This is a genomic window from Bathymodiolus japonicus methanotrophic gill symbiont (assembly GCF_019721995.1).
Classification (GTDB): domain Bacteria; phylum Pseudomonadota; class Gammaproteobacteria; order Methylococcales; family Methylomonadaceae; genus Methyloprofundus.
Genome location: NZ_BLYC01000014.1, coordinates 33921 through 59284, shown reverse-complemented (window position 1 = coordinate 59284; position 25364 = coordinate 33921). Strand labels below are relative to the sequence as shown.

Genomic DNA, 25364 nt, shown 5'->3' with positions numbered 1-25364 from the left:
TTATATAGGTGTTTTATGAAAAGATCAAAAAATTGTTTGTTGCTACTTATTGCTTTTGCCTTGCCAGGTCTGTGTTTTGCTGCAAAGGATGAAAAGACCTGGAATCAGGTGTTAAAACCGCAGTTCTTTGCTGGGAAAACGATAAAAAAAGGGAATGATATTATCCAGCTTACGCTGAAAATCAGGGAAGGTGACAGCAAGCCTACCCCAGACTAAAGAAAAATATATTAAGCGAATTATATTACTGATTGATAAAAACCCGGTGCCTTTAATTGGCGAATTTGAATTTACGCCTGAGAGCGGCAAGGCTGATATTGCTATGCGCGTAAGGGTCAACACCTATAGTTACATACGAGCGATTGCCCAAATGAATAACGGTGATTTGTATATGGTGAAAAAATTTGTCAAAGCCAGTGGCGGTTGCTCTGCACCGATAGGCGCAGATTATGATGCCGCCATGCAACGCCTGGGTAAAATGAAATTCAGACTGGATAAGGATATACAAAATGGCAAGCCGACCATGGCGCAATTACTGATCAGTCATCCCAACGTCACCGGTATGCAAATGGATCAGGTCACACGATTTAAGAGAAGAGCGCATTTTATCAAGCAGATTCAGGCGCGCCATGCTACCTCACGAAATTCCGGGACTCCTGTCGCCATAATTCGTTCACCTACGCAGTGGATGGGAGATGCCCTGAACGCCCTGCGTCCGCAACGACTACGCACAAAAGCCGCTTCGTCATTACTACCTCACTGGCTGGACGGCTATTCGGAATGCAATTCTTGCTCCTCTCGCGTGCTGCTAGCACACGTCGAATCAGCGAATTGCCCTGTCGCCTATCACTCGATGTTCAAGTTTTCAGCTATAACTGGGCTAAGAAAAGTAAATTTTTCCGGCTTTGTTTTATAATTGATTGATTTACAATGATGTTGATGCTTTCTTTGTCAGTAAAATTATCAATAAAATCAATCAGTTAAAAAACTTGAACATCGAGTAATAGGCTTTCCGTTTTGATTATTGCCGCAGCTGCTGCGCTGGCATTACCTGTCGCGGTTAAATTGATTATTGATCAGGGATATTTACTACAGCAGAGTGATAAACTGAATCAATACTTTCTCCTGCTACTGGGTATAGTTACCCTCATGGCGGTATTTTCTGCTACTCGATATTATTTGGTTATGTGGCTAGGTGAGCGCATTGTTGCCGATATACGCGCAAAACTATATCAACATATTCTACAGATGGAGCCTGCTTTTTTTGAGTCTACTTCCACTGGCGAAGTGCTGTCGCGGCTGACGACGGATACCACAATAGTTCAATCCGTAGTCGGTGCAGGTATTTCAGTCACCTTGCGTAGTACTTTGCTACTCGTCGGTAGTTTGATCATGTTATCAGTGACTAATCTGCAATTGACCGGTTTAATTTTAATTATCGCCCCACTCATTATTCTGCCATTAATCATTTTCGGACGTAAAGTCAGACGCCTATCCAGAAAAAACCAGGACTGCATCGCCGAATCCAGTGGTATAGCTGGAGAAACCTTTAATGCGATACATGTATTACAATCCTATAATCTGGAGAAATTTTATGCTCAGCGTTTTAACGCCTCCGTTGAAAATTCATTTGCTACCGCCAGGCACCGCTTAACCCATCTTCGTCACTTTCATCCGCTGTCAGCCCCGGACGGGCTGATAGTCTCCAGAAGGCGCAGGGAAATTTGCCAATCCGAAGTGCGCGATAGCGCGCGAGGGAGGCTAAAATTTTATCCCGAATAGCCGTAGAGCCATTTGAGGTAGCCATGACTGAGCTGCTTTGTGCTCAGTCTGTGGCGGACGCAGGGCGGCTGGAGCATCTCCTATTCGCTGCGTAGGTGAACGAATTACGGCGACAGGAGTCCCGGAATTTCGTGAGGTAGCATGGCGCGCCTGTTTCTAAGCCATTGATTCATCGGTTTAAGCGATTTTTTGTCGAAAAATTCTCTTTAAAATCAATGGTGTTTTTTTTGAAAGTTTTGTAGTGTCATTTATATTATTTTTGTCGATAAATTCATTGACTTTTGTCAAAAAAATCATCATTATTTGAGTGTAATTTACATGCGACAAAAATACTCTAAAAAATCCAACGTTTTATACAAAAACACAAAATCTGTAGTGCCAACTGGCTACTTTTTAAAATTTCAACCAATTGATTTATAACAACTACATCATCAATAGTGACGAAGATGGGTTAACTGCCCGAGCCTTGCTGGCTGCTTTTGCCATATTCACAGTGTTCGCTGGCTTAATGGCAATTATCTGGTTAGGTGCCCAATGGGTACAAGCAGGAAAAATGTCGCTGGGTGAGCTCAGCCAGTTTTTGCTTTATGGCGTGATGGTTGCCACCAATTCTGCGGCATTAAGTGAAGTCTGGGGCGATATCCAACGGGCTGCTGGTGCTATGGAGCGTATTTTAGAATTGTTAAAATCTCAACCGGGCATTGTTTCAGCGCAAAACCCTGTTGCTATCCCCCTTGCTAAACCTCAAGCCATCAGCTTACAGAATGTCTTTTTTAATTATCCCTCAAGACCAGAACAGCATGCACTGCATAATTTTACACTGGATATTACAGCTGGCGAAACAGTCGCACTGGTAGGCCCTTCAGGTGCAGGTAAAAGTACCGTTTTTCAATTGTTATTGCGTTTTTATGCAATGCAGCAGGGGAAAATCTGCATCAATGGAGTTGATATTGCGCAAGCTGATACCACCCAACTTCGACAGCACATTGCCATCGTTCATCAGGAAACCTCAATATTCGCCACTAGTGTGCTAGAAAATATCCGCTTTGGCAAACTGGATGCCAGTGATGAAGAAGTCAGAATGGCTGCCAAAGCCGCAGCAGCCGATGAATTTATCCAGCACTTACCCGAGCGCGTTATGATACTTTTCTAGGTGAACGAGGGCTGCGGTTATCTGTAGGCCAACGTCAACGAATTTCAATTGCCCGCGCCATTCTCAAAAATGCGCCTATATTATTACTGGATGAGGCCACTAGTTCGCTGGATGCTGAAAGTGAAAAACTGGTTCAGGATGCGCTACAGCATTTAATGCAAAATCTCACGACTCTGGTTATTGCACATCGCCTTGCGACCGTGCTAAAGGCGGATAGAATTGTCGTGATGAACCACGGTAAAATTGATGCTATTGGGAGTCATCAGCAATTACTTGAGCAAAAGGGGCTTTATGCCAGGCTAGCGACGTTGCAGTTTAGTGAGATGTTGTAATCAAACATTCATTACAGTAGGTACATGCTGAATTAATTTAAGATAAAATGTGCACCGACAGTGACACCTTCAACCTAATTTATAAAACCACATTCTACTGATTTAATCATCAGTGTTCCCATTGAAAGAAGAAGTACCTAAACAAAGCAGCCTATAACTCGATGTTCAAGTTTTTGATATTGAGAAGGTAAAACCAGGTATTCTGAGGTTGTTGTAATTTTATCGGTGTAAGCCCATGTTAATGAATGCCCCAGCCACCTTTATCCAAAGCTATATTGACGATTTAAATGATTCGCTCAATCAGCTAAAACCCGGAGCCGCTTTGACAAGGATTCAAGCCGTTTGGTTGGGCACTTGTTTAACGGGCATACTGCTAATGAACTTTGTTTGCTGGGCTAAGTTTGAGCGAGCAAGCCTTGGAGATTGCAAAGTAGCCGCATTATCCTGGGTGTTTCGTAAAGCAAGTATACCCTGGGACTGGTTGCTACGGGTGAGTGTGGTCTTAATTTTAAAACGTTATGGCATTACTGAAGGTGTGTTGGCCTTTGATGAATCAGACCGAGCACGATCTAAGTCTACAAAACGTATTTATAAAGGTTACAAGCAGAAACACAAAGGCTCCGGCGGGTATGTTAATGGACAAACGATAGTATTATTGCTGCTAGTTACCTCATCCATTACAGTGCCTGTCGGTTTTTTCTTTTATATGCCGGATCCAGCCTTAAAGCAGTGGGATAAAGAAGATAAACGGTTGAAAAAGAGCGGTATAGCAAAAAAAGATCGGCCTATTAAGCCTGAACGTGACAGTGCCTACCCGACCAAAACAGAGATTGCATTAGGCTTATTAAAAGAGTTTAAAGTTGCGCATAGCCTGATTAAAATTAAAGGCGTACTGGCTGATGCGCTGTATGGTGAAAAGCCTTTATGGACGAAGCCGCTAAAGAATCTGGAGGCTCGCAGGTGATTAGCCAATTACGTAAAAACCAAAAAATTGAATATAGAGGTAGAATAAGGTCAGTCGAGAGCTACTTTAATTCGATTAACAAAGGCATTGATCAGATAATACGTGTACGTGGCGGCAAAGAGATTAAAGTGACTGTCAGCAGTGCACGATTAAAGGTGAGTTCTCACAGTAAAAAACGCTTTGTCATTGCCTTAAAATATGACGGTGAAAACGACTATCGCTATTTAGTGGCGACAGACCTGACTTGGCGCACACAAGATATTATTCAAGCCTATACGTTGAGATGGCTGATTGAGGTTTTCTTTGAGGACTGGAAGCTTTATGAAGGATGGGGGCGTGAGGCCAAACAATTAGATGAAGAGGGATCAAGCCGTGGCCTGGTTCTGAGTCTTTTGTTTGACCATTGCCTTCTCCTTCACCCAGAGCAAATAGCCCGCATTGAAAGCAAACTACCTGCGTATACCGTAGGAAGCTTACAGCGCAAGTCTCAAATGGATGTACTGCTTGAGTTCATCACGTCATTGCTAGAGTTTCCAGATCCTGGTGATAAGCTGAAAGAGTTAGGTGAATTAATAAAGGATGTGTTTCAACTGATGCCATCAGGAAAACATATGACTGGCAGAGATTTAGGGCGCTTAGGGCCAACAGCATCATTAAAGTATTGTTCTGCTGGGTGAAGGTAAGAGTTTGATGGCAATGGGATGGAAAAACTTGAACATCGAGTATCAGGGACTAAAAATCACCACTTCGCTAAGCTCGTTTCCATGATTTTCAGCGAAAGTCACCTTTAACGATAAACCTATCCTGACGGCTAAAACAGATATTGCAATCAGCGCTGATCCTAATTTTCGTTTTTATTTTGTACCCACTGAAAAAGGAGTCTTAAAAGCTGAGTTTACCGATACCTCCTGCGAAAGCCCGGTGAGCCGTAGTGTTTGTCAGTCGGGCAAGACTTATACCAAATCCTATACTGTTTCACCTTGAGCGTATTGTATTTTTCATGCCGGCTTAAAACCAGTCTTTTTTGAGGGGTAAAAAATGCACACATTATTCCGCCTGTTTTTATTTGTAATATTAAGTCAAATAAGCTCGGTAGTTAATGCCGCGCCTTTTGCCTATATTACAAACTTCGATAGCGACACGGTATCAGTGATTGATACTGTGAGTAATACGGTTGTCGACACAATACCTGTTACTGGTAAGCCCTATGGTGTTGCAACTAGCTCTGACGGCAAACGTGTGTATATTGGCAGCCTTGGTAGCGGCACGCTGTCTACAATAGATGCTGTTAATAATACGCTTATCGGTACTGCTGTCACTGTTGGTTCATTGCCTATAGGTGTCGCAATTACCCCAGATAATAGCCGCGTGTATGTTGCCAACTTTGGCAGTGATACAGTGTCTGTTGTTGATACTGCCAGTAACCCTGTTTCGGGGAGTCGCTATTTTTGCGAAAGCTTGTTTTGGGCATCCCAGCCCAAGCAAGCAGCAAAAACTTAACGCGACCACTTATGCCTCCGGCGGCCCCGATTCGTCCTCGTCACCTCGTCCCGACCCAACAAGGGGTCGGAACATAGGCTCCAAATGACTTGACGCCGTGTCGGATGGCCTTTTATTTTGTCTCCACCTTCGCTAACGCTCAGACTCCGACAAAACAACGGCCCTACGGCTATCGCGGACTAAAAATCTTCACTTCGCTAAAGCTCCGTTTCCAGGATTTTCAGCGATTGGTCTTCCAGTCCTCGTTGATGATGGTCCTACCGGTATAGGTGTCAGCTCTGATGGTACGCGAGTATATGTAGCAAATTATAATGCTAACACGGTATCAGTAACTGAAGTTTCCCAATTATTGAGTAGCTGAAATACACAATGCTGGTGTATCGAGGTTTATTTTAGGTGGTTTTGCCATGTTTATCATCAGTGTTCCCCTATCAATTGAGGCCGTGAAACTAACCTCGCCACAAGAGAGCTCATAAAGCACTGTAAAGACATTCCTGCGCTGAAAATCAGGGAAACGTAGCCTAAGCGAAGTGATGATTTTTAGTCCGCGATAGCCGTAGGGCCGTTATTTTGTCGGAGTCTGAGCGTTAGCGAAGGTGGAGACAAAATAAAAGGCCATCCGACACGGCGTCAAGTCATTTGGAGCCTATGTTCCGACCCCTTGTTGGGTCGGGACGAGGTGACGAGGACGAATCGGGGCCGCCGGAGGCATAAGTGGTCGCGTTAAGTTTTTGCTGCTTGCTTGGGCTGGGATGCCCAAAACAAGCTTTCGCAAAAATAGCGACTCCCCGATTATTATTGCGTTTTGAACTGCCCGAATGGTATACGAGCTGATACGAGATATTCTTGCCTGGAAAAATAATGGATTCACAAAACGATCTCGTTTTTGAGCCTGTTGCTGCCTAATCTCCAGAGCCTCGCTATATTTTTCATCCGATGGATGAATCAATTCTGGCTGTTGTGTTTTTGAAATCTCTTCAAACACGCGCATTAAATTATAGCTCATTGCAGTCAGGCGCATTTGATTTTCAAGTGAGCGGGTATTGGAAGACCAAGCTTTAGTTTCCTTGAAATTACTTTTAGTGTTATTGAATGTCTTTTCAATCGTCCATCGTTTGAAATATAGCATGGCAATGGCTCCAGGGTTAATAGTCATTGGCAAGGTTGTCACAAACCGGTGAAGTTTTCCGGTTTCTGGATCACGGTAATCCACCACGTTAAATTTGATGCCCTTGTTTTCGTACACACTGTATGCTTCAACTCCTGTATTGATCTCATGCTGGGAGTCAAAAGGGATAGACTCAACCAGAGTCGCAATTGAATTTTCTTTTAGCATTGAAATCATGTAATTAGCATGTCGTTTCTGCCGATCCCACCAGACAAAGTCGGTGACGGCTTTATCGTAGACATAGAGATGTTTCTGAGAGCTGTTATTTCCCTTGTTTTGCTTTTCAATATGATCTCGTAACACAGGTATTTCTTGATGTCTCTGAGTTCCGTTTGTCACCAGACAAAGAAATCTGAGCAACCCACTTCTGAGATTCAACGCGTAAATCCCCCCGGCCGCATAAACTTTCCCCTTGCTGTTTTTTTCAGTATGGCAGGCATGATCAATAAAATGTCCATCCGCTGCTTCTATGGTGTATTCGTCAAGTTCCGGTAATGCTTTAAGATAATCAATGTCGTAACTACTCAGCTTCGCTGAGTAGTTCAATGAAATTATAAAGCAAATTCAGGTAACTTTCCCTCAAAGACCAAGGTCATTGCCTGAGTTGCACTTAGACCTTGTTTACGGCACGTTGATAAATACCCTCTGACACGACAAAATATCTCTGCACCCTTGGTACTACGAAAGCAGCCGGATATCTTCTGTTGAACCTTGGTCATCCGAATCGAATTTTCTGCGGCATTATTGGTAAATGGCACCCAGGTATTTATCATGAAGTGCAAGACATCCTCTTCATAATTAATCAGCCTTTCCAGTAAGTTTCTAGCTTTACTGCGTTTTATTCGCTCCCGTTTTACTTCTTTAGGCTTATCGGGTGGTGGGCATTCGATCTCCGCTTTGCCAAGTAATTCTCTGTATTGTACCTTCCATCGCTGAAAATCATGGAAACGGAGCTTAGCGAAGTGGTGATTTTTAGTCCCTGATAGGCGACAGGGCAATTCGCTGATTCGACGTGTGCTAGCAGCACGCGAGAGGAGCAAGAATTGCATTCCGAATAGCCGTCCAGCCAGTGAGGTAGTAATGACGAAGCGGCTTTTGTGCGTAGTCGTTGCGGACGCAGGGCGTTCAGGGCATCTCCCATCCGCTGCGTAGGTGAACGAATTATACGGGGAGTCGCTATTTTTGCGAAAGCTTGTTTTGGGCATCCCAGCCCAAGCAAGCAGCAAAAACTTAACGCGACCACTAATGCCTTCGGCGCCCCAGACGTCCTGCGTACGTGCCACTTCGCCATTACCATCGTAAACTCGGTGCTGGCTTCGTAACACTCCCTCAAATGACTGGACGGCGTTCCGGAATGCCTTTTATTTTGTCTACACCTACGCTAGCGCTACGATTCCGACAAAACAACGGCCCTACGCCTTCTGGGGACTACCAGCCCTCGCGTTCGCTCTCCATGGCTGGCAGCGGGCGACAGGAGTCCCGGAATTTCGTGAGGTAGCATGGCGCGCCTGTTTTCTGCTTCTTTATGTGTAACTACTCAGCGAAGCTGAGTAGTTCAATGAAATTATAAAGCAAATTCAGGTAACTTTCCCTCAAAGACCAAGGTCATTGCCTGAGTTGCACTTAGACCTTGTTTACGGCACGTTGATAAATACCCTCTGACACGACAAAATATCTCTGCACCCTTGGTACTACGAAAGCAGCCGGATATTTTCTGTTGAACCTTGGTCATCCGAATCGAATTTTCTGCGGCATTATTGGTAAATGGCACCCAGGTATTTGTCATGAAGCGCAAGACATCCTCTTCATAATTAATCAGCCTTTCCAGTAAGTTTCTAGCTTTACTGCGTTTTATTCGCTCCCGTTTTACTTCTTTAGGCTTATCGGGTGGTGGGCATTCGATCTCCGCTTTGCCAAGTAATTCTCTGTATTGTACCTTCCATTTTTCTGCTTCTTTATGTAGTAGCATGCCACCTGCTTCATTGACGGCATCATTCATTTTTTCAAGTAGTCGTTTCATTTCAAGCGCCCACTCCTGTTTATCCTGCTCCCAGGCGCGCGTTAATTCCCTCAAATGATGTGCATTACAAAGCGAATGAGTACAATCATATTTATAGTAGGGCTTCCAATGATCATGACATAAAATCCCATGAAAATGGGGTAAAATACCAATGTCATTCATTGCCTCTGTGCCACGTTTGGCATGGGGAAAGAAGTGTGTCCACTGAACATTGGAGGCCCCATGTAGCCAATGGCGCTTACCATTAATATTAATGCCTGTTTCATCCGCATGAATGCACGCTGATTCGACTAAGTGTTCTTTACTGATAGTTTCAAACCCAGCCAACTTCTCATAGGCCAGTTCATTGAAATTATAGATAGAGCCTTCACTAATCGGCATACCTAATTGATCAGCGAAATACTCCTGTATTCGGTTGTAGGGCAATAACTGATATTGCGAAAGATAGACCACATGGGCTTTTATCCCATTACCATATTGCGCAGCCGCTGAAAATCAGGGAAACGGAGCCTAAGCGAAGTGATGATTTTTAGTCCGCGATAGCCGTAGGGCCGTTATTTTGTCGGAGTCTGAGCGTTAGCGAAGGTGGAGACAAAATAAAAGGCCATCCGACACGGCGTCAAGTCATTTGGAGCCTATGTTCCGACCCCTTGTTGGGTCGGGACGAGGTGACGAGGACGAATCGGGGCCGCCGGAGGCATAAGTGGTCGCGTTAAGTTTTTGCTGCTTGCTTGGGCTGGGATGCCCAAAACAAGCTTTCGCAAAAATAGCGACTCCCCAACTTAGTAACCTCATCTGGAAAAGGAGCGATAAAACACTGACCTTTTCCATTTATCAACCGTTGCGCCTGGTATTCTGTCACTACCCTTGAGATATCAATATCGAATACCTGGCGTGTTTCAAAGCCATCTGCCGTGTATCGCCCTTTTGGCAAGGTACGGCGATCAATGGTAATGATCTCGATTTCATCCGGGTCATCTATTTTTTGAAGTGTCGTGCCGACATGCGATTTTTGTCCGCCAGAAGGCTTATCTGATTTTTTTCGATTCCCTTTTTTACGGTTGGGATCACTTGCAGGTGGTTTACTGCTATTTTTGCTGTTCAGTGTCACTCGATTGAGTAATACCGTGACTAATAATAGAATCACTGTAACTACTCAGCGTAATTTAAATTCATAACATATTGATTTAAAAATATAATTAATGTATCTCTCTGGTTCTTAGTTTAATTTTCACCCATTTTTAAGGTAAATATGACTAAAATTAGGTCAGAATAAAATATATCCATTTTATCAATACCGTCGCCAATTTTAATTTAAGCCAAAAATGACAATCTTACACCTATATAAATCAATCGCTTATAGTCTGTAAGATTCATAAAAATGAGTGTATTTTCATTTTGGCGAAGGTATTGTTTTATTTTTAAAGTTAAAAAATACGCTGAGTAGTTACGAATCACTTCCAGTGCTGATTTTAGCGCAGGCGATATATCACGCTCAGTTTCAAGTAACTGTTTGGCATGACTGATTGCGGAATCAACATAGATGAAGTCTATTTTCAAAGGGTAACCTGTATTGCTTTCAGGCGCGCCATGCTACCTCACGAAATTCCGGGACTCCTGTCGCCGTAATTCGTTCACCTACGCAGCGAATAGGAGATGCTCCAGCCGCCCTGCGTCCGCCACAGACTGAGCACAAAGCAGCTCAGTCATGGCTACCACAAATGGCTCTACGGCTATTCGGGATAAAATTTTAGCCTCCCTCGCGCGCTATCGCGCACTTCGGATTGGCAAATTTCCCTGCGCCTTCTGGAGACTATCAGCCCGTCCGGGGCTGACAGCGAGCGTGGATTAATCGACTGTTGGGCAGTTTACTAAAAATCACAAAAACCAGACTAAAACCCTGTCAAGAACTTTTTTAATTATTCAGGTGCGCCATGCTACCTCACAACATTCTGGGACTCCTGTCACCAACATTCATTCGCCTACGCAGCGAATGGGAGATGCCCTGGTCGCCCTGCGTCCGTCTCAACTACTCAACTACGCACAAAACCCTGCTCAGTTAAGTCTACCTCAAATGGCTGGACGGCTATTCGGAATGCAATTCTTGCCTCCCTCGCGCGCTACTAGCGCACTTCGGATCAGCGAATTGCCCTGTCGCCTACCAGAGACTAAAAAGCATCACTCCGCTTAGGCTCCGTTTCCCTGATTTTAAGCGTACGCTGAGTAGTTACTCAATGTCTTGCGATAGCAGTGTTTCAGAGTGAAGATGGTAGCTCTGCTGTTCAAATGCCTCAAGCATACTTGTTCGTCTATGCGACTTCAGTGATTTAAAATACGTTGAGTGGGGAAGCAGCTGGCCATAAATCTGTTCATTGGTTTGGAGGAAATGGCGACCACTATCGACTACACTGATACAGCGTAATAACCCAAGGCGAATAAAGTCGATATCCTTCAACTCTGGGCATGAACGAGCCCACAAAGGATGACGCTCTGCTAACAGGGCACGTTCCATACTTTCATTGCAGTGTTGGTGAATATGTTCAGAGAGTGGTAGGTCTTTAAGCATGGGTGATATCCGTTTATGAGGTGATTAAAACGGAATTTTTTAGAAAATTTTTTCGGTAAATGCAAGCTTTATTTGAAATTATTTGTTGTTTTTTTACGGTGCCTACAGAGTGTCTATTTGCTGTTATAAGTGATTAAAATCAAAAAGATGGAAATATTCGAGTGGTGCTACCTTCAGGTAGGTTATAGGCTGCTTTGTTTATGTACTTCTTCCGCTGAAAATCATGGAAACGGAGCTTAGCGAAGTGGTGATTTTTAGTCCCTGATAGGCGACAGGGCAATTCGCTGATTCGACGTGTGCTAGCAGCACGCGAGAGGAGCAAGAATTGCATTCCGAATAGCCGTCCAGCCAGTGAGGTAGTAATGACGAAGCGTCTTTTGTGCGTAGTCGTTGCGGACGCAGGGCGTTCAGGGCATCTCCCATCCGCTGCGTAGGTGAACGAATTATGGCGACAGGAGTCCCGGAATTTCGTGAGGTAGCATGGCGCGCCTGCCATCGTGTATCGTTATACTTTTAGCTCTTTTAACTCGATGTTCAAGTTTTCAGCTATAACTGGGCTAAGAAAAGTAAATTCTTCCGGCTTTGTTTTATAAGTGATTGATTTACAATGATGTTGATGCTTTCTTTGTCAGTAAAATTATCAATAAAATCAATCAGTTAAAAAACTTGAACATCGAGTTTAAGCAAAGAGAAAATACCGGACAGATCTGGCAACGCGAATATCAGGGGGTTTACTGGCCGGCAAGAACACTTAACTGAAGTTTCCCAATAATTATTTATGGTAAAATTGAAACTATGCTACAACTATATGAAAAAAACAGTCTTTTCATTCGTTTCAAATGCTATTGCCTAAGGGGAATTAAGTAGGGGTTGCTATAAACATGGCAAAACCACCTAAAATAAACCTCGATACACCAGCATTGTGTATTTCAGCTACTCAATAATTGGGAAACTTCAGCTAATTGATACAGCACTATATTAATGCCCAGCCTTTCTTATCGCGATATTGTAGCGACAGGCGCGCCATGCTACCTCACGAAATTCCGGGACTCCTGTCGCCGTAATTCGTTCACCTACGCAGCGAATAGGAGATGCTCCAGCCGCCCTGCGTCCGCCACAGACTGAGCACAAAGCAGCTCAGTCATGGCTACCACAAATGGCTCTACGGCTATTCGGGATAAAATTTTAGCCTCCCTCGCGCGCTATCGCGCACTTCGGATTGGCAAATTTCCCTGCGCCTTCTGGAGACTATCAGCCCGTCCGGGGCTGACAGCGCTAGATGCAAGGTAAAAGGCATGCATTCAACCTGGGTAAATCTTTATTTTAAAAGCGGATTTATCGTTAAATTCACTTATTAAATCCCTGGAACAGACGTGGACTAGTCTATAATAATGATATAAATAGCAATCTTCCAGTAGTAAAAACAATCACATACTGCTATAATACAACTAAGATTATAGACTCTTGAGGAGGAGGTATGCGAAAACTAAGTATTTTATTTATTCTGGTTATTTTTAGTATCTCAGCCAGTTTTGCGGCACAAACTAAAATAAAATCAATGCGTATCAGTTCGTCCAGCGACAATACACGCTTGGTATTTGATGTGTCTGTGATTCCGACTCATAAGGTTTTTCGCTTAACAAACCCGGACAGGTTGGTTATTGATTTCAGCAATTCTTATTTAGAAAAAAACCTGAGCCAGCCTGAAAAACAACACCCCTTATTAAGCAGGTTACGCACGGCGCATCGGAATAAAAAAGATTTGCGCGTGGTGATCGATTTACAGCAAGCGGTTGCCCCCAAAAGTTTTGTCTTACAGGCAAATAAAAAGTATGGGCCACGCATCGTGATTGATCTGCCAATTAAAGGTAAAGCGCGGGTTGCGAAAACAGCGCCCACAAAAAAATATAAACCCGTTAAAACCGCTAGTCGCTATGCCAAGCCCTTTATAGTCGCTGTTGATGCAGGGCATGGGGGTAAGGCATCTGGCGCAAGAGGCAAGCATGGAACGCTGGAGAAAAAGGTTGTATTTCAAATTGCCACCAAGCTGGCCGCCCTGATTAATAATCAACCCGGCATGAAAGCCATTATGGTACGTAAGGGGGATTATTATGTTAGCTTGCGCGAGCGCATGAAGATTGCCAGAAAAGCCAATGCTGATTTATTTGTTTCCATCCATGCCGATGCCTTTAGAAAGTCCAATGTAACCGGCGCCTCGGTTTTCACCTTGTCTCGTCGTGGTGCATCGAGTGAAGCAGCACGCTGGCTGGCAAAACATGAAAATGCCGCAGATTTAATTGGCGGGGTTAGTCTGGATGACAAAGATGATATTCTCGCATCGGTGTTATTAGATTTATCACAAACAGCTTCACAGGATATTAGCCAGCTGGTAGCACAGGAAGTGCTGAAGAACCTTGCCCGCATTGGTGACCTGCATTCGCATAAAGTACAAAAAGCTGGATTTATGGTACTGAAATCTCCGGACATCCCGTCCATTCTGGTTGAAACTGCTTTTATCTCTAACCCTAAAGAAGAGCGCCGATTGAAAAGTAGTAAATATCAATTGCAAATGGCGAATGCTATTAAAAAAGGCATTATGTCTTATGCTGCGAAACATTCCCTCGCGTTAAATGGCTCTTCAGCATTTGCCGATGTATCCGCGCATAAAATTTCTAAGGGGGAGACATTATTAGGAATAGCACTAAAATATGGAATTACTTTAGACCAGATTAAACAGGCGAATGCCATTTCAAAAAGCAATAATATTAGGGTAGGGCAGGTATTATCTATCCCGGTAGGGATTTAACATGTTTCAGGCGCGCCATGCTACCTCACGAAATTCCGGGACTCCTGTCGCCGTAATTCGTTCACCTACGCAGCGAATAGGAGATGCTCCAGCCGCCCTGCGTCCGCCACAGACTGAGCACAAAGCAGCTCAGTCATGGCTACCACAAATGGCTCTACGGCTATTCGGGATAAAATTTTAGCCTCCCTCGCGCGCTATCGCGCACTTCGGATTGGCAAATTTCCCTGCGCCTTCTGGAGACTATCAGCCCGTCCGGGGCTGACAGCGAAGGAAGCTAAATTACTTACAGGGATGTAAGGCCAGAAACTAATGCTATTTTAAATAGCCCCCATGCTTTAAATTGACTTTGTAACTCGGGTTCATTTTTGAACGCCTGGAGAAAAATATACTCAGGTGCTAAATCTGTGCCATTTGGCCAAACAATAGTCTCTAATTCCTTATCAACCACTAAATTTGAAACTCAGCTTTATTTTTTAATTGCTCAAATACTTTTCCTTGCAAAGCATCTGCTAAATCAACAATACCTTCCCGACCGTTATTAAACGATACTTTCACTTTATAGTCTTGTAAATATTTAGCACTTGTAACGTGAATAAACACAGCATATTACTCCCGCTGAAAATCATGGAAACGGAGCTTAGCGAAGTGGTGATTTTTAGTCCCTGATAGGCGACAGGGCAATTCGCTGATTCGACGTGTGCTAGCAGCACGCGAGAGGAGCAAGAATTGCATTCCGAATAGCCGTCCAGCCAGTGAGATAGTAATGACGAAGCGGCTTTTGTGCGTAGTCGTTGCGGACGCAGGGCGTTCAGGGCATCTCCCATCCGCTGCGTAGGTGAACGAATTATGGCGACAGGAGTCCCGGAATTTCGTGAGGTAGCATGGCGCGCCTGTGAAGAGTTTAGAGCCTAAAACTGTGACGCAATTTGCAACTGAATTTTTTCTGCCATTGCTTTGCTGTTTTCCGCATCACGAATAGGGCGACCGATTACTATATAATCCGCACCATTCTGAAAAGCCTGCTCTACGCTAACGACACGTTTCTGATCATCTTCTATACGGTTGTCAATAGGACGTACACCTGGGGTAATTACCAGTAATTTATGATCCAGTTGTTCACGTAACATTGGAACTTCCAGACCGGATGAGACGATACCATCACAGCCTATAGCCAGTGCACGTTTAGCTCGAGAAAGTACCAGTTGTTGTACATCACATTGAAATCCAAGATCATCTAGATCGCCCCGATCCAGGCTAGTTAACGCCGTAACGGCCAGCACTTTCAAGTCTCCTTTCTCTTTAGTAGCCGCCTGCATAATCGAATCATTACCGTGAATAGTTGCCATATCAACGCCTTTGCTGCGTAACGCTTTAATCGCACGACCCACAGTAGCCGGAATATCAAAAAATTTCAGATCAACAAATATTTTTTTATTTCGAGATTTTAACCATTCTATAAATGCGAAATAGTCACCAGACATAAATATTTCCATGCCCACTTTGTAGTAAACCACCGTATCACCGAGCTCCTCGACTAATACCTTTGCTTGCGCAATGCTAGGGAAGTCCAGCGCCATTATAAGTCGTTCATTAGTCGGAATGGGTTTTGTCGAAATATTGTCTTGAGTCATAATTAAAAATATTGTTATAAGTTGCAGTTACGCTATTTTAACCCATGTAAGTGTACTGAACAGCTGTTATTCAGGTATTAACCCCACTGCGGCATCAAGTTCTTCCGCTGTCAGCCCCGGACGGGCTGATAGTCTCCAGAAGGCGCAGGGAAATTTGCCAATCCGAAGTGCGCGATAGCGCGCGAGGGAGGCTAAAATTTTATCCCGAATAGCCGTAGAGCCATTTGAGGTAGCCATGACTGAGCTGCTTTGTGCTCAGTCTGTGGCGGACGCAGGGCGGCTGGAGCATCTCCTATTCGCTGCGTAGGTGAACGAATTACGGCGACAGGAGTCCCGGAATTTCGTGAGGTAGCATGGCGCGCCTGCGCTACATTATAAAAAAAATGCGCTGAAAACCGAATCCCACCGCCACGCATGGCGCACACCACGTTATTTTCCTGCAGATGTGTATACAAAGCTTGCTGGGTCATTTGCGTATGCCTAAAAACTACTATGCCTGATTGTAAGTGAGCCGATGCATTGCTTAATAACTCTAAACGGGGGTGTGACTGTATCGCATCCATTAAATAACGGGCATTAGCCAGCACTTGCCTTTCTACTGTAGCCATACCAGTGTCAAGTAATACTGATAAACTAGCTGATAATGCATGTATACCTAAGGTATTTGGGCTACCGCACTCAAAGCGCTGCGCTGCAGGGTGGGTATCCCATGGCTTATTTTCATAATTATGCGTATCGTGCATCATATGCCAGCCATATTGAGTCAGTTTTAATTGCTCTCGTGCCGCAGGGCTACTATAAAATACCCCCAGGCCTTCGGGCCCCAGCATCCATTTATGCCCATCGGCCATAACAAAATCAGCCTGATATTTTTGCACGTCAAATTGTACTGCACCAATGCTTTGTATGGCATCAATACAAAATAAAATATGCTGCTGTTTGCAAAACTCACCAATTCTTTGAAGGTTCATACGCAAGCCACTGGCAAATTGTATCGAGCTAATGCTAATTAAACGCGTATGCTTGTCTACCAATGCAAACAGCGCATCCTCGGGTGTTTCGGCAGTAGACAGGTTTGCTTCGCGAAACTCAACTTGCTGGTCAGCCAGGGACTGCCAGACGATACGGTTGGATGGGAATTCTTCATTACTCGATACGATATTATCTCCAACTTGCCAATCCAGGCCGTAGGCGACAAATGACAGCGCTTCCGAGGTGTTTTTTACCAGCGCAATATCAGTAGTGCAGGGGGCGTTCAACAAGGCTTGTAATTGCTTAATTTATTATTAGGAGATGGGCGTATGGCATCCGACCTTCTATCGGCCTCTACTCCTCCGTTAACTTGCCAGTTTTGTAAGGTACGAATGCTGATACCAACAATATTACAGACTTTGCCCTTTCTGGCACCTTGTTCAATAGCTTCATTGATCCATGTGACATAATTTACGCGCTCTGAGTGAGGAATTAAGCGTCCTCGTTTTCCTCCCAGAGCGCATCCAGCTTTTTTCTAAGCACCAATAAGGCCGCTGTTTCTGCAAGTGCTTTCTCTTTGCGATTAAGCTCTTTCTTTAATTTTTTGTTTTCACTACGTAATTGTTTTAATACGTTTTTATCTGTTTTTTCTTGCGTCACGTTTTGCTCTGATCCTTTAATAAAATGGGTCTTCCAGGACTCAAGTTCAGCTTTATAAAGCCCATGTGTACGACAATATTCATTACACTCTTGCTCGCTCAGGGTACTTGTTTCTATAATGGCTGATAATTTTTTCTCGGCTGTCCACTGTATAGGAGAATGGCTTGTGTTTTTAGTGTTTTTGCACTTCTTATCAACATAAGTTTGCTTCCACGTATACAGCGTTCCGTAAGGAATATTTTCGGCCTTAGCTAATTCAGGTACGCTCATACTTAAGGGCGGAAGCATTTTGTTAATGATGGCATCTTTTCTTTCTTTTGGGTATTGAGTTGTCATGGTTTTATTTTTCCGCCCCTTGTTTGAGTTATTATTTTTCAAATAAGGCGAAAACTATCCTGACACGGGGGGATAATAACAGGAATGTCTTTACAGTGCTTTATGAGCTCTCTTGTCAGGCGCGCCATGCTACCTCACGAAATTCCGGGACTCCTGTCGCCGTAATTCGTTCACCTACGCAGCGAATAGGAGATGCTCCAGCCGCCCTGCGTCCGCCACAGACTGAGCACAAAGCAGCTCAGTCATGGCTACCACAAATGGCTCTACGGCTATTCGGGATAAAATTTTGGCCTCCCTCGCGCGCTATCGCGCACTTCGGATTGGCAAATTTCCCTGCGCCTTCTGGAGACTATCAGCCCGTCCGGGGCTGACAGCGGTTGAAAATGCAGGCGTTTCCAGTTTTTATTTGGGTAAAAAAGGCTTAGCCTATATTTCTCAGGAGATTGATACAAGGGAGCTAACAAGATGAATCACTATATTGATATTTTGATTAAGCCCGATGCAGAAATGCGAAAAAATGTATTGCTCAATAAAGTCTATACTAAACTCCAAAAAGCATTATTTACACTAAACTCAACGGGAATTGGTGTAAGCTTTCCTCAATACAAAGTCATGCTAGGCAATAGACTAAGAATACATGGAATAGAAGAAAAGCTGACTGAATTACAAGCCACTGATTGGCTTGGAGGGTCGGCTGGTTATTGTGATGTGAGCCCTATACAAGCAATTCCTAACGAAGTCGTTTACCGAACTATTTCGCGTAAGCAATCAAATATGACAGAAGCAAAATTAAGAAGGCTAATTAAAAGAGATTCTATTTCATTAGATGAGATTAAAGGGTATAAAGCCAAAATGTTTCAAAAATGGCTTGATAACCCGTACCTTGAATTGGATAGTTTATCCAATGGGCATAAACATAGGCGCTATATAGCTTTTGGTGAACCTGTTAAGTCAAATAGTGAAGGTAAATTTGACTTTTTTGGTTTAAGTAAAACCGCCGCTGAAAATCAGGGAAACGTAGCCTAAGCGAGGTGATGATTTTTAGTCCGCGATAGCCGTAGGGCCGTTGTTTTGTCGGAGTCTGCAGGCGCGCCATGCTACCTCACGAAATTCCGGGACTCCTGTCGCCATAATTCGTTCACCTACGCAGCGGATAGGAGATGCCCTGAACGCCCTGCGTCCGCAACGACTACGCACAAAAGCCGCTTCGTCATTACTACCTCACTGGCTGGACGGCTATTCGGAATGCAATTCTTGCTCCTCTCGCGTGCTGCTAGCACACGTCGAATCAGCGAATTGCCCTGTCGCCTATCAGGGACTAAAAATCACCACTTCGCTAAGCTCCGTTTCCATGATTTTCAGCGAGCGTTAGCGAAGGTGGAGACAAAATAAAAGGCCATCCGACACGGCGTCAAGTCATTTGGAGCCTATGTTCCGACCCCTTGTTGGGTCGGGACGAGGTGACGAGGACGAATCGGGGCCGCCGGAGGCATAAGTGGTCGCGTTAAGTTTTTGCTGCTTGCTTGGGCTGGGATGCCCAAAACAAGCTTTCGCAAAAATAGCGACTCCCCGATATAATGTGTTCACTGCCGCACAGGCAGTTTAGAAACCAGTAACAACAGATGCAAAAATATATTTATCGGTCACTGCAATACAGGAAAATGCTAAACAGACTTCATAAATAAATTAGAACCTTTTTTTTTGATTTATAATTAAGTAAGTGAGTTACTGAAGTTTCCCAATTATTGAGTAGCTGAAATACACAATGCTGGTGTATCGAGGTTTATTTTAGGTGGTTTTGCCATGTTTATAGCAAACCCCTACTTAATTCCCCTTAGGCAATAGCATTTGAAACGAATGAAAAGACTATTTTTTTTCATATAGTTGTAGCATAGTTTCAATTTTACCATAAATAATTATTGGGAAACTTCAGGTGAGTTATATAAGCGCAGAAAATAGGTTTGCCAGTGCGGTTTGTTTTTCCTTGCTTATGCTGATAGTAGACTGATTAATAAATACTTTATGAAAATACTGAATGTTTATTTTAATAATATCAATTCCCTGGCAGGTGAAAGCCGGATTGACTTTGATAAAGCGCCTATTGCGGATGTCGGTGTATTTGCGATTACCGGGCCGAATGGTTCAGGAAAAACCAGTATTTTAGATGCAATTAGCCTGGCTTTATATGGCGAGACATTTCGCTTTAAGAAGCCGGCTGAAAATGTTATGACCAGAAATACAGCCGTGTGTTTTGCACAGGTTGAATTTATCGTCAGCGGTGAAAAATATCGTTCTAGCTGGCAGGTAAAACGCCAGGATGATGCGCCTGAGGGTAAAGTTCAGGCTTCGCAGATGCAGCTGGTTCATGTTAATGGCGCGGATGAAATTATCGAACGTGAAGCGCATAAGGTGCGGGCGTTTAATACTGAAATAACAGGCATGGATTTTCGCCGTTTCAGTCGCTCGATTATGCTGGCGCAAGGTGATTTTGCGGCTTTTCTAAATGCCCTTGATGCTGAGCGCCTGGATATACTAGAGCGTATTATCAGTAAGGATATTTATACTGATTATAAGCAACAGATTCATCTGCTAACCCAGCAGGCGGAGCAGCAATTAGCAAGCTTGCAAATACGCCTGGATGAGATCGATTTGATGTCCGATGCGCAGCTTGAAGCTGCTGAACTGGATTTAGCAGATCAGAAAATCACTTTTTCTGAGTTAAAACAGCAAAATACCAGCTTGTTGCAATTACAGGCAGGTTTACAGAATCTGCAAAAACTAGAGCAGAGTATTAGCCAGTTACAGCAAGCGCAAGCCGAGGATCAGCAACGTACAGTTCAAGCGCAGGAAGGCCTTGCGACCATTGCTAAGTCTACAGATGTACTGGAATTCAAATCAGGACTGGATAGTGTCGCCGAGAAACAAGCGCTAATAGACCAGACACAAAAGCAACAAGCAATTTACCAACAGGATTTGCAGAAAATTCAGGATAAACTTGCAGTTGATGGTGCCGATGAAAGTAAATTAGCTACCTTGCCTCGGCAGGATACTTCAGTGGTGCAGCGAAGAATCGCTAACTTTAAAACTAAAGTTGCACAGATTAAAACCGATAGGCAATCGGAAGCTGCGCTGTTAAATGCAATAGAAGTGCAATTGCCAGAAAAAAAGCAGACGCTATCAACGGTGGATAGCTGGTTGTCAGAGCGGAAAAAAGATCATATTCTAATTGAGAATATGCCTGAACTAGGACGCTTAAAAAATCTGCGTAATCGTAGTGCTGATATCCAAAAGCAGCTTAAAGCCTATAACAAAATTCATAAAAACAGCACTTCAGCATCGGTTAAAAATCTAAAGCGTCTGGCATCTTCCAAAAAGGAAATTAGCGCTGCCAGGAAATATCTTGAGAAACTACATCATCAGCTGGAGTTTATCGCTGATGGACATACTTTTGAAGAGATGCTTGCCTTACATGCTGAGCAAAAGGAACGCGTAGCGAATTTTGTTGAATTACTCAGTTTGGCAAAAGTACATAGACGTTTTGTTAAGAAAGGCTTTTCTAAGCGTTATGAGCATTTTGACAAAGCGCGATTAGAGCATCAGCTAGAAGTTAAACAGAGGAAAATTGAAGAAGCGCAAAATATTCAGAAAATCTTAGAAAAAACAGTTTATCGTGAACAATTAACGATTAAACTGACCGAAGATCGAAAAAATCTTGAATATGACACTCCTTGCCCCTTATGCGGATCTTTGACGCACCCGTACACGAGTCATGCGCCTAATCCTAATGATTCGCGAAAAGCGCTAAGTGACCAATCCGCTATCGTAAAAGCATTGCAGAATGATGTGAAACGAATTTCTCAGCAGTTAGCTGCATATACTAAGGTAAAAGACAAAAACAGAGAACATGCAGAACGAATTAATCGAGTGGAAGCAGAATGGCTGAGCTTGTGTACGCGGCTTAATGCAGTCAGTGATGGCTTTGACATTGGTGGTTTTCGGGGCATGAAAAGCCGGATAAAAAAAGAGAAACAAGACCTGAAAGAAATTACTGACTTGATAAAGCGCTATCAGGGGAAGAATAAAGAAATCGCTAAACAGGATGTCTGGATTGTAAAAAAACAGACTGCACTGGAAAAATTGCAGGCTAAGCAAAAGGTACTTGATGAAAGTGGGCAGGGGCGGCCGCAAGAAATAGTTGTTATGGAAGCAGAACTGGCTAAATGTATGCAGGAAGAAAGTAGTCTGGCTAAGCTGACCAGTACCATATTAGCCGAGCTAGATGAGAAATTTCCTGGTTCCGGTAAAGAAGATGGTTTGTATGATTTGCTTAGTAGGCGTCGGCAAGATTACCAGAGCTACAATTATCGGCAAAAATCCCTGGCTGATGAGATAGCGCAAATAAGCGCTAAAGTCACGGCGAGTAATGAAGTATTACATGAACAGGATCAGCAGTTACAGGCATTGTTTGCGCAAATTCGTGAGCAGGAAATAGCGCAAATGTATTTTTCTAAACTGGACCTGCAAGCGCAGCTGACAGGGCAGAAAAAAACTATTGCGCAATTAGAGCTGGAATTAAATCAAAAGCTTGCTGCTTTAAATGTTCAATTACAACATTCTGGGTACCCGTCCTTGGATAAGGTCAGGGAATTGATAGATCTCAGTGCTCACAGGGATGATATTCAGGCTTCATTATTGCAGTTAGAGAAAAATATTGCGCAATACCCTGCCGAAATTGAGGCGTTACAGAAGCAGCTTGATGCTGAGCGAGAAAATATTTCTACTCAGGAAACGCTTGAAGAGCTTTCGATTCAGCTTAGGGATAAGCAGGTGCAGATGGAAATTGCGCAGCAAGAAGTGGCAACAATAGCAAACAGCCTGCAAAAGCAGCAGCAGTTACATCAGCAAAATGCACAATTGCTTAAACATGTTGAGCAGCAGAAACAATCCTTGCAAGAAAAGCAGCAACAGCAACAGAAGATTGATGCCGAGCCGGAAAATATTTTCCGCCGCAGGGTGCAGATAGCGGTTGCGGAAAAGCTGCTGGTGTTGACTAATAGTTTTCTGGATAAAATTAATGGCCGCTATCATGTGGCAAGTGTGCCTAGTGAGCAGGGGCTGGCAATTGAGATTATTGATAATAAGCAGAAGCAAAGCAGACGGGCAGTAAAATCGTTGTCGGGAGGCGAGACTTTTGTGGTTAGTCTGGCGATGGCATTGAGCTTATCTGAAATAGCCAATAATGGCAGGGCCATTGATTCGCTGTTTATTGATGAAGGCTTTGGTAATCTGGATGCAGAGACCTTATATACAGTGGTGAGTACATTAGAGTCTTTAAAAGCGCATGGTAAGACAGTAGGTATTATTTCCCATGTTCAAGGCATTAAAGAACGCATTAAAGCGCAAGTGGAACTTATTAAAGAACCTAATGGAATGAGTCGTATTGTGCTGCAGGAGTAGCAAACAATAAGCCTATCATTTTCAAACCCCATTGTGAGTCACGTCTGACTGAAATAGTCTGGCAATAGTTTTTAATGATGGGGTTTAAAGCAGTTTTTAGGCAGTTTGATGGAATAAAGCTACCAAGATTGCGAAGAGTTTTTGATTCTGGTCAAACTACCTCAAGAGGAGCATAGTTATTCTACATGACGATTGAGGTCGTTTAGTCAGGAGCAAAAAGGCAAGTAAGGCTGGTAATTTTTTGCGTTAGACTGGCTAATATTGGCGCATATTGACAGCGTTTCTTTCCCGAGCATGCTTTCACTTTGATAATCCATTACAAACATATCATTATAGCTAGTGTAAACGTCTAAGTACTGATTCCAGGGGTAAACAGGTCGTGCAATAGGTTGTGTTGGTAGTGGGAAGGTAAGTAGATCCAGCAGGCCAACAGAAATACGTCCGGCTGTATTGAGTACACCTAGCCCAGTACCACCGGTCAGGCCATAAAGTAGATTGGTTCGGTTAGTCACGATAATAATATTTTTGGGGATTTCAATGATGCCGAGAGAAATATTAGCTAAAGCAATCAGGGTTTTATTGCCTATTTTAGCGCCATATGACTTTTCAGTCGACTCGGGTGCTGCTGTTTCAGTTGCATTGCTTAACCCATCTTCGTCACTATTGATGATGTAGTTGTTATAAATCAATTGGTTGAAATTTTAAAAAGTAGCCAGTTGGCACTACAGATTTTGTGTTTTTGTATAAAACGTTGGATTTTTTAGAGTATTTTTGTCGCATGTAAATTACACTCAAATAATGATGATTTTTTTGACAAAAGTCAATGAATTTATCGACAAAAATAATATAAATGGCACTACAAAACTTTCAAAAAAAACACCATTGATTTTAAAGAGAATTTTTCGACAAAAAATCGCTTAAACCGATGAATCAATGGCTTAGAAAGATGAAAGTGACGAAGATGGGTTAAGCTGGCAAAAGAGATAAAAGGGCTGGTGAATAAAGCCAAGGCAATTGTTTTGTTAAATTTCATCAGGTGACCTTAGATTGTGGATGTGTTTAAAAATTAGTATAGCAGAACTTTTTAAGAACTCAGACGCAGGAGAATAAAAATAGTACGCTCAGACTGTATTTATGTAAATTAGCTATTTTGCCCTGATTTTTACTGGTTACGTGTTAGCATATGACAATAGTGTCCAGACAGTAATGCAAGTATTTGTAAGTTTCGCAGGCACACTTTCACAAGGGAGTTTTATGGCCGAATATTACGACCCAGAAACCTATCCATCACAATGGAATTATCTTCAGCCTGGTACAGTAGTTGATGACTATATTATCGAGCGTGAGATTGCGCATGGCGGTTTTAGCTCGGTGTATTTAGCCCGGCACAGGGTAACTCAAGTGCAGGTGGCGATTAAAGAATATTTACCGCGCAAGTTGGCACATCGCACCTGGAATAATGATATCGTCGCAAATAGTGATGAATCGCAGAAGCTATATTAAAACACCCGAATATTGTTGAGGTGGTCAGTTTCTTTCATGCTAATTCTACTGTTTATCTGGTCATGATGTACATTTATGGTATTACGCTGGATAAGTTATTGCTAATGCAAAAAATCAATATTAATAATGCCTGGTTAATACAGGTATTTAGCACATTGCTAGACGGCTTACAGTTAATTCATCAGCATAATTTTCTGCACTTGGATATCAGGCCTGCTAATCTAATGATCGGGCCTGGTAATAGTGTTGTGTTGCTTGGTTTTGGTGCTATTCAGGCCTTTCCGCTAAGCAGTAATAAACAGAAAGCCCAGGTGTTAAGTAAAGGTTTTTCGCCTATCGAACAATATTCTGCAACAGGTGTTTTGGGCGCATACGCTGTCAGCCCCGGACGGGCTGATAGTCTCCAGAAGGCGCAGGGAAATTTGCCAATCCGAAGTGCGCGATAGCGCGCGAGGGAGGCTAAAATTTTATCCCGAATAGCCGTAGAGCCATTTGTGGTAGCCATGACTGAGCTGCT

General features: G+C 43.4%; 39 protein-coding genes and 7 pseudogenes. 26 read left to right on the top strand and 20 right to left on the bottom strand.

Features of this window, described 5'->3' with window-relative positions:
* The first annotated feature begins 15 nt into the window (after positions 1 to 15).
* The 4 genes and pseudogenes from K6984_RS35785 to K6984_RS36340 all read left to right on the top strand — a co-directional run.
* A complete protein-coding gene (locus tag K6984_RS35785) occupies positions 16 to 216 on the top strand; it encodes a hypothetical protein (protein WP_338024542.1) in 201 nt (66 codons plus the stop codon).
* Positions 191 to 571, top strand: a pseudogene (locus tag K6984_RS35780) (quinoprotein dehydrogenase-associated SoxYZ-like carrier); the annotation flags it as partial. The gene K6984_RS35785 and the pseudogene K6984_RS35780, both read left to right, overlap by 26 nt.
* 114 nt (positions 572 to 685) lie before the next feature.
* Positions 686 to 913: a hypothetical protein gene (locus tag K6984_RS31305; RefSeq protein WP_221895567.1), complete on the top strand. Its 228-nt coding sequence runs from the start codon at positions 686 to 688 to the stop codon at positions 911 to 913.
* 101 nt (positions 914 to 1014) lie between these two features.
* A pseudogene (locus K6984_RS36340) lies at positions 1015 to 1581 on the top strand (ABC transporter transmembrane domain-containing protein); the annotation flags it as partial.
* 49 nt (positions 1582 to 1630) lie between these two features.
* On the opposite strand, the gene K6984_RS31300 reads toward K6984_RS36340, so the two are convergent.
* Positions 1631 to 1804, bottom strand: coding sequence for a hypothetical protein (locus tag K6984_RS31300; protein ID WP_230988155.1), 174 nt, complete (start codon positions 1802 to 1804; stop codon positions 1631 to 1633).
* A 12-nt stretch (positions 1805 to 1816) separates the two neighbouring features.
* Here K6984_RS31300 and K6984_RS34015 point away from each other — a divergent pair, with 12 nt between their 5' ends.
* From K6984_RS34015 to K6984_RS17300, 8 genes and pseudogenes are all read left to right on the top strand, one after another.
* Positions 1817 to 1939 carry a hypothetical protein gene (locus K6984_RS34015; protein ID WP_263458790.1) on the top strand — a complete coding sequence of 41 codons (123 nt, stop codon included), beginning with the start codon at positions 1817 to 1819 and terminating at the stop codon, positions 1937 to 1939.
* A 300-nt stretch (positions 1940 to 2239) separates the two neighbouring features.
* Positions 2240 to 3264 (top strand): annotated as a pseudogene (locus K6984_RS36335) (ATP-binding cassette domain-containing protein); the annotation flags it as partial.
* A 235-nt stretch (positions 3265 to 3499) separates the two neighbouring features.
* Complete coding sequence (locus tag K6984_RS31295; RefSeq protein ID WP_230988154.1) at positions 3500 to 4228, top strand: transposase; 729 nt, start codon at positions 3500 to 3502, stop codon at positions 4226 to 4228.
* Positions 4189 to 4905 carry a hypothetical protein gene (locus tag K6984_RS31290; RefSeq protein ID WP_230988153.1) on the top strand — a complete coding sequence of 239 codons (717 nt, stop codon included), beginning with the start codon at positions 4189 to 4191 and terminating at the stop codon, positions 4903 to 4905. The genes K6984_RS31295 and K6984_RS31290 overlap by 40 nt, the downstream gene beginning before the upstream one ends.
* A gap of 124 nt (positions 4906 to 5029) precedes the next feature.
* Positions 5030 to 5212, top strand: coding sequence for a thiosulfate oxidation carrier complex protein SoxZ (locus K6984_RS17310; RefSeq protein WP_221896707.1), 183 nt, complete (start codon positions 5030 to 5032; stop codon positions 5210 to 5212).
* A gap of 54 nt (positions 5213 to 5266) precedes the next feature.
* Positions 5267 to 5728, top strand: a complete 462-nt coding sequence (locus K6984_RS17305; RefSeq protein ID WP_221896663.1) for a YncE family protein — start codon at positions 5267 to 5269, stop codon at positions 5726 to 5728.
* Positions 5677 to 5805, top strand: coding sequence for a hypothetical protein (locus K6984_RS34005; RefSeq protein ID WP_263458596.1), 129 nt, complete (start codon positions 5677 to 5679; stop codon positions 5803 to 5805). The genes K6984_RS17305 and K6984_RS34005 overlap by 52 nt, the downstream gene beginning before the upstream one ends.
* A gap of 27 nt (positions 5806 to 5832) precedes the next feature.
* On the top strand, positions 5833 to 5997 hold the full coding sequence (locus tag K6984_RS17300; protein WP_221896662.1) for a hypothetical protein: 165 nt from the start codon (positions 5833 to 5835) through the stop codon (positions 5995 to 5997).
* 377 nt (positions 5998 to 6374) lie between these two features.
* On the opposite strand, the gene K6984_RS17295 is transcribed toward K6984_RS17300, so the two are convergent.
* The 7 genes and pseudogenes from K6984_RS17295 to K6984_RS17275 form a co-directional block, all read right to left on the bottom strand.
* Positions 6375 to 7442: a transposase gene (locus K6984_RS17295; RefSeq protein ID WP_221896661.1), complete on the bottom strand. Its 1068-nt coding sequence runs from the start codon at positions 7440 to 7442 to the stop codon at positions 6375 to 6377.
* A gap of 5 nt (positions 7443 to 7447) precedes the next feature.
* A pseudogene (locus K6984_RS17290) lies at positions 7448 to 7831 on the bottom strand (IS66 family transposase); the annotation flags it as partial.
* Positions 7750 to 8037 (bottom strand): hypothetical protein, encoded by a 288-nt coding sequence (locus K6984_RS31285; protein WP_230988152.1) that lies wholly within the window; start codon positions 8035 to 8037, stop codon positions 7750 to 7752. The gene K6984_RS31285 and the pseudogene K6984_RS17290, both read right to left, overlap by 82 nt.
* 423 nt (positions 8038 to 8460) lie before the next feature.
* Positions 8461 to 9402 (bottom strand): annotated as a pseudogene (gene tnpC, locus K6984_RS17285) (IS66 family transposase); the annotation flags it as partial.
* A 149-nt stretch (positions 9403 to 9551) separates the two neighbouring features.
* A complete protein-coding gene (locus tag K6984_RS34000; RefSeq protein WP_263458596.1) occupies positions 9552 to 9680 on the bottom strand; it encodes a hypothetical protein in 129 nt (42 codons plus the stop codon).
* On the bottom strand, positions 9629 to 10063 hold the full coding sequence (locus tag K6984_RS17280; protein ID WP_221896658.1) for a DUF6444 domain-containing protein: 435 nt from the start codon (positions 10061 to 10063) through the stop codon (positions 9629 to 9631). The genes K6984_RS34000 and K6984_RS17280 overlap by 52 nt, the downstream gene beginning before the upstream one ends.
* A gap of 167 nt (positions 10064 to 10230) precedes the next feature.
* Positions 10231 to 10476, bottom strand: coding sequence for a hypothetical protein (locus tag K6984_RS17275; protein WP_221896657.1), 246 nt, complete (start codon positions 10474 to 10476; stop codon positions 10231 to 10233).
* 148 nt (positions 10477 to 10624) lie between these two features.
* On the opposite strand from K6984_RS17275, the gene K6984_RS17270 reads away from it, so the two are divergent.
* Positions 10625 to 10768, top strand: coding sequence for a hypothetical protein (locus K6984_RS17270; protein WP_221896656.1), 144 nt, complete (start codon positions 10625 to 10627; stop codon positions 10766 to 10768).
* A 141-nt stretch (positions 10769 to 10909) separates the two neighbouring features.
* Positions 10910 to 11107 carry a hypothetical protein gene (locus K6984_RS17265; RefSeq protein ID WP_221896655.1) on the top strand — a complete coding sequence of 66 codons (198 nt, stop codon included), beginning with the start codon at positions 10910 to 10912 and terminating at the stop codon, positions 11105 to 11107.
* A gap of 36 nt (positions 11108 to 11143) precedes the next feature.
* On the opposite strand, the gene K6984_RS17260 is transcribed toward K6984_RS17265, so the two are convergent.
* Positions 11144 to 11482 (bottom strand): hypothetical protein, encoded by a 339-nt coding sequence (locus tag K6984_RS17260; protein WP_221896654.1) that lies wholly within the window; start codon positions 11480 to 11482, stop codon positions 11144 to 11146.
* A gap of 198 nt (positions 11483 to 11680) precedes the next feature.
* Entirely contained in the window at positions 11681 to 11905 is a 225-nt protein-coding gene (locus tag K6984_RS17255; protein WP_221896653.1) for a hypothetical protein, read from the bottom strand.
* Here K6984_RS17255 and K6984_RS17250 point away from each other — a divergent pair.
* Complete coding sequence (locus K6984_RS17250) at positions 11862 to 11999, top strand: hypothetical protein (RefSeq protein ID WP_221896652.1); 138 nt, start codon at positions 11862 to 11864, stop codon at positions 11997 to 11999. The two genes, K6984_RS17255 and K6984_RS17250, sit on opposite strands and share 44 nt — an antisense overlap.
* A 461-nt stretch (positions 12000 to 12460) precedes the next feature.
* Here the strand turns inward: K6984_RS17250 and K6984_RS17245 are convergent, their stop codons facing one another.
* A complete protein-coding gene (locus K6984_RS17245) occupies positions 12461 to 12613 on the bottom strand; it encodes a hypothetical protein (RefSeq protein ID WP_221896651.1) in 153 nt (50 codons plus the stop codon).
* Positions 12614 to 12625: 12 nt separating this feature from the next.
* On the opposite strand from K6984_RS17245, the gene K6984_RS17240 reads away from it, so the two are divergent.
* The 3 genes from K6984_RS17240 to K6984_RS17230 all read left to right on the top strand — a co-directional run bounded on the left by K6984_RS17240 (position 12626) and on the right by K6984_RS17230 (position 14585).
* The gene (locus K6984_RS17240) at positions 12626 to 12772 is read left to right on the top strand and encodes a hypothetical protein (RefSeq protein WP_221896650.1); all 147 of its coding nucleotides are present in this window, start codon (positions 12626 to 12628) and stop codon (positions 12770 to 12772) included.
* Positions 12773 to 12959: 187 nt separating this feature from the next.
* A complete protein-coding gene (locus K6984_RS17235) occupies positions 12960 to 14288 on the top strand; it encodes an N-acetylmuramoyl-L-alanine amidase (protein WP_221896649.1) in 1329 nt (442 codons plus the stop codon).
* Between the two features lie 135 nt (positions 14289 to 14423).
* Positions 14424 to 14585, top strand: a complete 162-nt coding sequence (locus tag K6984_RS17230) for a hypothetical protein (protein ID WP_221896648.1) — start codon at positions 14424 to 14426, stop codon at positions 14583 to 14585.
* 150 nt (positions 14586 to 14735) lie between these two features.
* Here the strand turns inward: K6984_RS17230 and K6984_RS31280 are convergent, their stop codons facing one another.
* Positions 14736 to 14843 (bottom strand): DUF2442 domain-containing protein, encoded by a 108-nt coding sequence (locus K6984_RS31280; protein WP_230988151.1) that lies wholly within the window; start codon positions 14841 to 14843, stop codon positions 14736 to 14738.
* Entirely contained in the window at positions 14840 to 15112 is a 273-nt protein-coding gene (locus K6984_RS17220; RefSeq protein WP_221896647.1) for a hypothetical protein, read from the bottom strand. The genes K6984_RS31280 and K6984_RS17220 overlap by 4 nt, the downstream gene beginning before the upstream one ends.
* Between K6984_RS17220 and K6984_RS33995 the strand changes: the two genes are divergently transcribed.
* On the top strand, positions 15069 to 15200 hold the full coding sequence (locus tag K6984_RS33995; protein WP_263458788.1) for a hypothetical protein: 132 nt from the start codon (positions 15069 to 15071) through the stop codon (positions 15198 to 15200). The two genes, K6984_RS17220 and K6984_RS33995, sit on opposite strands and share 44 nt — an antisense overlap.
* On the opposite strand, the gene pyrF is transcribed toward K6984_RS33995, so the two are convergent.
* Both pyrF and K6984_RS17210 read right to left on the bottom strand, forming a co-directional pair.
* Positions 15197 to 15919, bottom strand: coding sequence for an orotidine-5'-phosphate decarboxylase (pyrF, locus tag K6984_RS17215; RefSeq protein ID WP_221896646.1), 723 nt, complete (start codon positions 15917 to 15919; stop codon positions 15197 to 15199). The genes K6984_RS33995 and pyrF overlap by 4 nt on opposite strands.
* Before the next feature lie 66 nt (positions 15920 to 15985).
* The gene (locus tag K6984_RS17210) at positions 15986 to 16156 is read right to left on the bottom strand and encodes a hypothetical protein (RefSeq protein ID WP_221896645.1); all 171 of its coding nucleotides are present in this window, start codon (positions 16154 to 16156) and stop codon (positions 15986 to 15988) included.
* A 12-nt stretch (positions 16157 to 16168) separates the two neighbouring features.
* Between K6984_RS17210 and K6984_RS33990 the strand changes: the two genes are divergently transcribed.
* Positions 16169 to 16297, top strand: coding sequence for a hypothetical protein (locus K6984_RS33990; RefSeq protein ID WP_263458787.1), 129 nt, complete (start codon positions 16169 to 16171; stop codon positions 16295 to 16297).
* On the opposite strand, the pseudogene K6984_RS17205 reads toward K6984_RS33990, so the two are convergent.
* Positions 16285 to 17193: pseudogene (locus tag K6984_RS17205) on the bottom strand (aminotransferase class V-fold PLP-dependent enzyme); the annotation flags it as partial. The gene K6984_RS33990 and the pseudogene K6984_RS17205 sit on opposite strands and share 13 nt — an antisense overlap.
* A 190-nt stretch (positions 17194 to 17383) precedes the next feature.
* Positions 17384 to 17887, bottom strand: a complete 504-nt coding sequence (locus K6984_RS17200; protein WP_221896644.1) for a transposase — start codon at positions 17885 to 17887, stop codon at positions 17384 to 17386.
* A 244-nt stretch (positions 17888 to 18131) separates the two neighbouring features.
* On the opposite strand from K6984_RS17200, the gene K6984_RS17195 reads away from it, so the two are divergent.
* Genes K6984_RS17195 through K6984_RS17185 form a run of 3 tightly spaced genes read left to right on the top strand, consistent with a single transcriptional unit; the run spans position 18132 to position 19259 of the window.
* Positions 18132 to 18356 (top strand): hypothetical protein, encoded by a 225-nt coding sequence (locus tag K6984_RS17195; protein ID WP_221896643.1) that lies wholly within the window; start codon positions 18132 to 18134, stop codon positions 18354 to 18356.
* Complete coding sequence (cas6f, locus tag K6984_RS17190; protein ID WP_221896642.1) at positions 18353 to 18913, top strand: type I-F CRISPR-associated endoribonuclease Cas6/Csy4; 561 nt, start codon at positions 18353 to 18355, stop codon at positions 18911 to 18913. Before K6984_RS17195 ends, cas6f begins: the two co-directional genes overlap by 4 nt.
* 40 nt (positions 18914 to 18953) lie before the next feature.
* A complete protein-coding gene (locus tag K6984_RS17185) occupies positions 18954 to 19259 on the top strand; it encodes a hypothetical protein (protein WP_221896641.1) in 306 nt (101 codons plus the stop codon).
* Positions 19260 to 19314: 55 nt separating this feature from the next.
* Here K6984_RS17185 and K6984_RS33985 read toward each other — a convergent pair whose 3' ends face one another.
* Positions 19315 to 19443, bottom strand: a complete 129-nt coding sequence (locus K6984_RS33985; protein ID WP_263458596.1) for a hypothetical protein — start codon at positions 19441 to 19443, stop codon at positions 19315 to 19317.
* Between the two features lie 418 nt (positions 19444 to 19861).
* On the opposite strand from K6984_RS33985, the gene K6984_RS17180 reads away from it, so the two are divergent.
* A complete protein-coding gene (locus K6984_RS17180; RefSeq protein ID WP_221896640.1) occupies positions 19862 to 23344 on the top strand; it encodes an SbcC/MukB-like Walker B domain-containing protein in 3483 nt (1160 codons plus the stop codon).
* Between the two features lie 206 nt (positions 23345 to 23550).
* Here K6984_RS17180 and K6984_RS17175 read toward each other — a convergent pair whose 3' ends face one another.
* Positions 23551 to 24033 carry an exosortase system-associated protein, TIGR04073 family gene (locus K6984_RS17175; protein WP_221896639.1) on the bottom strand — a complete coding sequence of 161 codons (483 nt, stop codon included), beginning with the start codon at positions 24031 to 24033 and terminating at the stop codon, positions 23551 to 23553.
* A 517-nt stretch (positions 24034 to 24550) separates the two neighbouring features.
* Between K6984_RS17175 and K6984_RS35775 the strand changes: the two genes are divergently transcribed.
* Both K6984_RS35775 and K6984_RS35770 read left to right on the top strand, forming a co-directional pair.
* Positions 24551 to 24847 carry a hypothetical protein gene (locus K6984_RS35775; RefSeq protein ID WP_338024541.1) on the top strand — a complete coding sequence of 99 codons (297 nt, stop codon included), beginning with the start codon at positions 24551 to 24553 and terminating at the stop codon, positions 24845 to 24847.
* A gap of 20 nt (positions 24848 to 24867) precedes the next feature.
* A pseudogene (locus tag K6984_RS35770) lies at positions 24868 to 25116 on the top strand (protein kinase domain-containing protein); the annotation flags it as partial.
* Between the two features lie 2 nt (positions 25117 to 25118).
* On the opposite strand, the gene K6984_RS31275 reads toward K6984_RS35770, so the two are convergent.
* Positions 25119 to 25352 carry a hypothetical protein gene (locus K6984_RS31275; protein ID WP_230988150.1) on the bottom strand — a complete coding sequence of 78 codons (234 nt, stop codon included), beginning with the start codon at positions 25350 to 25352 and terminating at the stop codon, positions 25119 to 25121.
* Positions 25353 to 25364 lie beyond the last annotated feature (12 nt).

Coding starts and splice junctions, on each gene's coding strand:
- K6984_RS31285 (WP_230988152.1), bottom strand. CDS start 8,037: ATGGGAGATGCCCTGAACGCCCTGCGTCCGCAACGACTACGCACAAAA.
- K6984_RS17305 (WP_221896663.1), top strand. CDS start 5,267: ATGCACACATTATTCCGCCTGTTTTTATTTGTAATATTAAGTCAAATA.
- K6984_RS17230 (WP_221896648.1), top strand. CDS start 14,424: ATGGCTACCACAAATGGCTCTACGGCTATTCGGGATAAAATTTTAGCC.
- K6984_RS17265 (WP_221896655.1), top strand. CDS start 10,910: ATGGGAGATGCCCTGGTCGCCCTGCGTCCGTCTCAACTACTCAACTAC.
- K6984_RS17255 (WP_221896653.1), bottom strand. CDS start 11,905: ATGGGAGATGCCCTGAACGCCCTGCGTCCGCAACGACTACGCACAAAA.
- K6984_RS35785 (WP_338024542.1), top strand. CDS start 16: ATGAAAAGATCAAAAAATTGTTTGTTGCTACTTATTGCTTTTGCCTTG.
- pyrF (WP_221896646.1), bottom strand. CDS start 15,919: ATGACTCAAGACAATATTTCGACAAAACCCATTCCGACTAATGAACGA.
- K6984_RS31290 (WP_230988153.1), top strand. CDS start 4,189: ATGGACGAAGCCGCTAAAGAATCTGGAGGCTCGCAGGTGATTAGCCAA.
- K6984_RS35775 (WP_338024541.1), top strand. CDS start 24,551: ATGCAAGTATTTGTAAGTTTCGCAGGCACACTTTCACAAGGGAGTTTT.
- K6984_RS17235 (WP_221896649.1), top strand. CDS start 12,960: ATGCGAAAACTAAGTATTTTATTTATTCTGGTTATTTTTAGTATCTCA.
- K6984_RS17200 (WP_221896644.1), bottom strand. CDS start 17,887: ATGACAACTCAATACCCAAAAGAAAGAAAAGATGCCATCATTAACAAA.
- K6984_RS17300 (WP_221896662.1), top strand. CDS start 5,833: ATGGCCTTTTATTTTGTCTCCACCTTCGCTAACGCTCAGACTCCGACA.
- K6984_RS31275 (WP_230988150.1), bottom strand. CDS start 25,352: ATGGCTACCACAAATGGCTCTACGGCTATTCGGGATAAAATTTTAGCC.
- K6984_RS31295 (WP_230988154.1), top strand. CDS start 3,500: ATGTTAATGAATGCCCCAGCCACCTTTATCCAAAGCTATATTGACGAT.
- K6984_RS17260 (WP_221896654.1), bottom strand. CDS start 11,482: ATGCTTAAAGACCTACCACTCTCTGAACATATTCACCAACACTGCAAT.
- K6984_RS31300 (WP_230988155.1), bottom strand. CDS start 1,804: ATGGCTACCTCAAATGGCTCTACGGCTATTCGGGATAAAATTTTAGCC.
- cas6f (WP_221896642.1), top strand. CDS start 18,353: ATGAATCACTATATTGATATTTTGATTAAGCCCGATGCAGAAATGCGA.
- K6984_RS17270 (WP_221896656.1), top strand. CDS start 10,625: ATGGCTACCACAAATGGCTCTACGGCTATTCGGGATAAAATTTTAGCC.
- K6984_RS17195 (WP_221896643.1), top strand. CDS start 18,132: ATGGCTACCACAAATGGCTCTACGGCTATTCGGGATAAAATTTTGGCC.
- K6984_RS31305 (WP_221895567.1), top strand. CDS start 686: ATGGGAGATGCCCTGAACGCCCTGCGTCCGCAACGACTACGCACAAAA.
- K6984_RS17220 (WP_221896647.1), bottom strand. CDS start 15,112: ATGGGAGATGCCCTGAACGCCCTGCGTCCGCAACGACTACGCACAAAA.
- K6984_RS17240 (WP_221896650.1), top strand. CDS start 12,626: ATGGCTACCACAAATGGCTCTACGGCTATTCGGGATAAAATTTTAGCC.
- K6984_RS17210 (WP_221896645.1), bottom strand. CDS start 16,156: ATGGCTACCTCAAATGGCTCTACGGCTATTCGGGATAAAATTTTAGCC.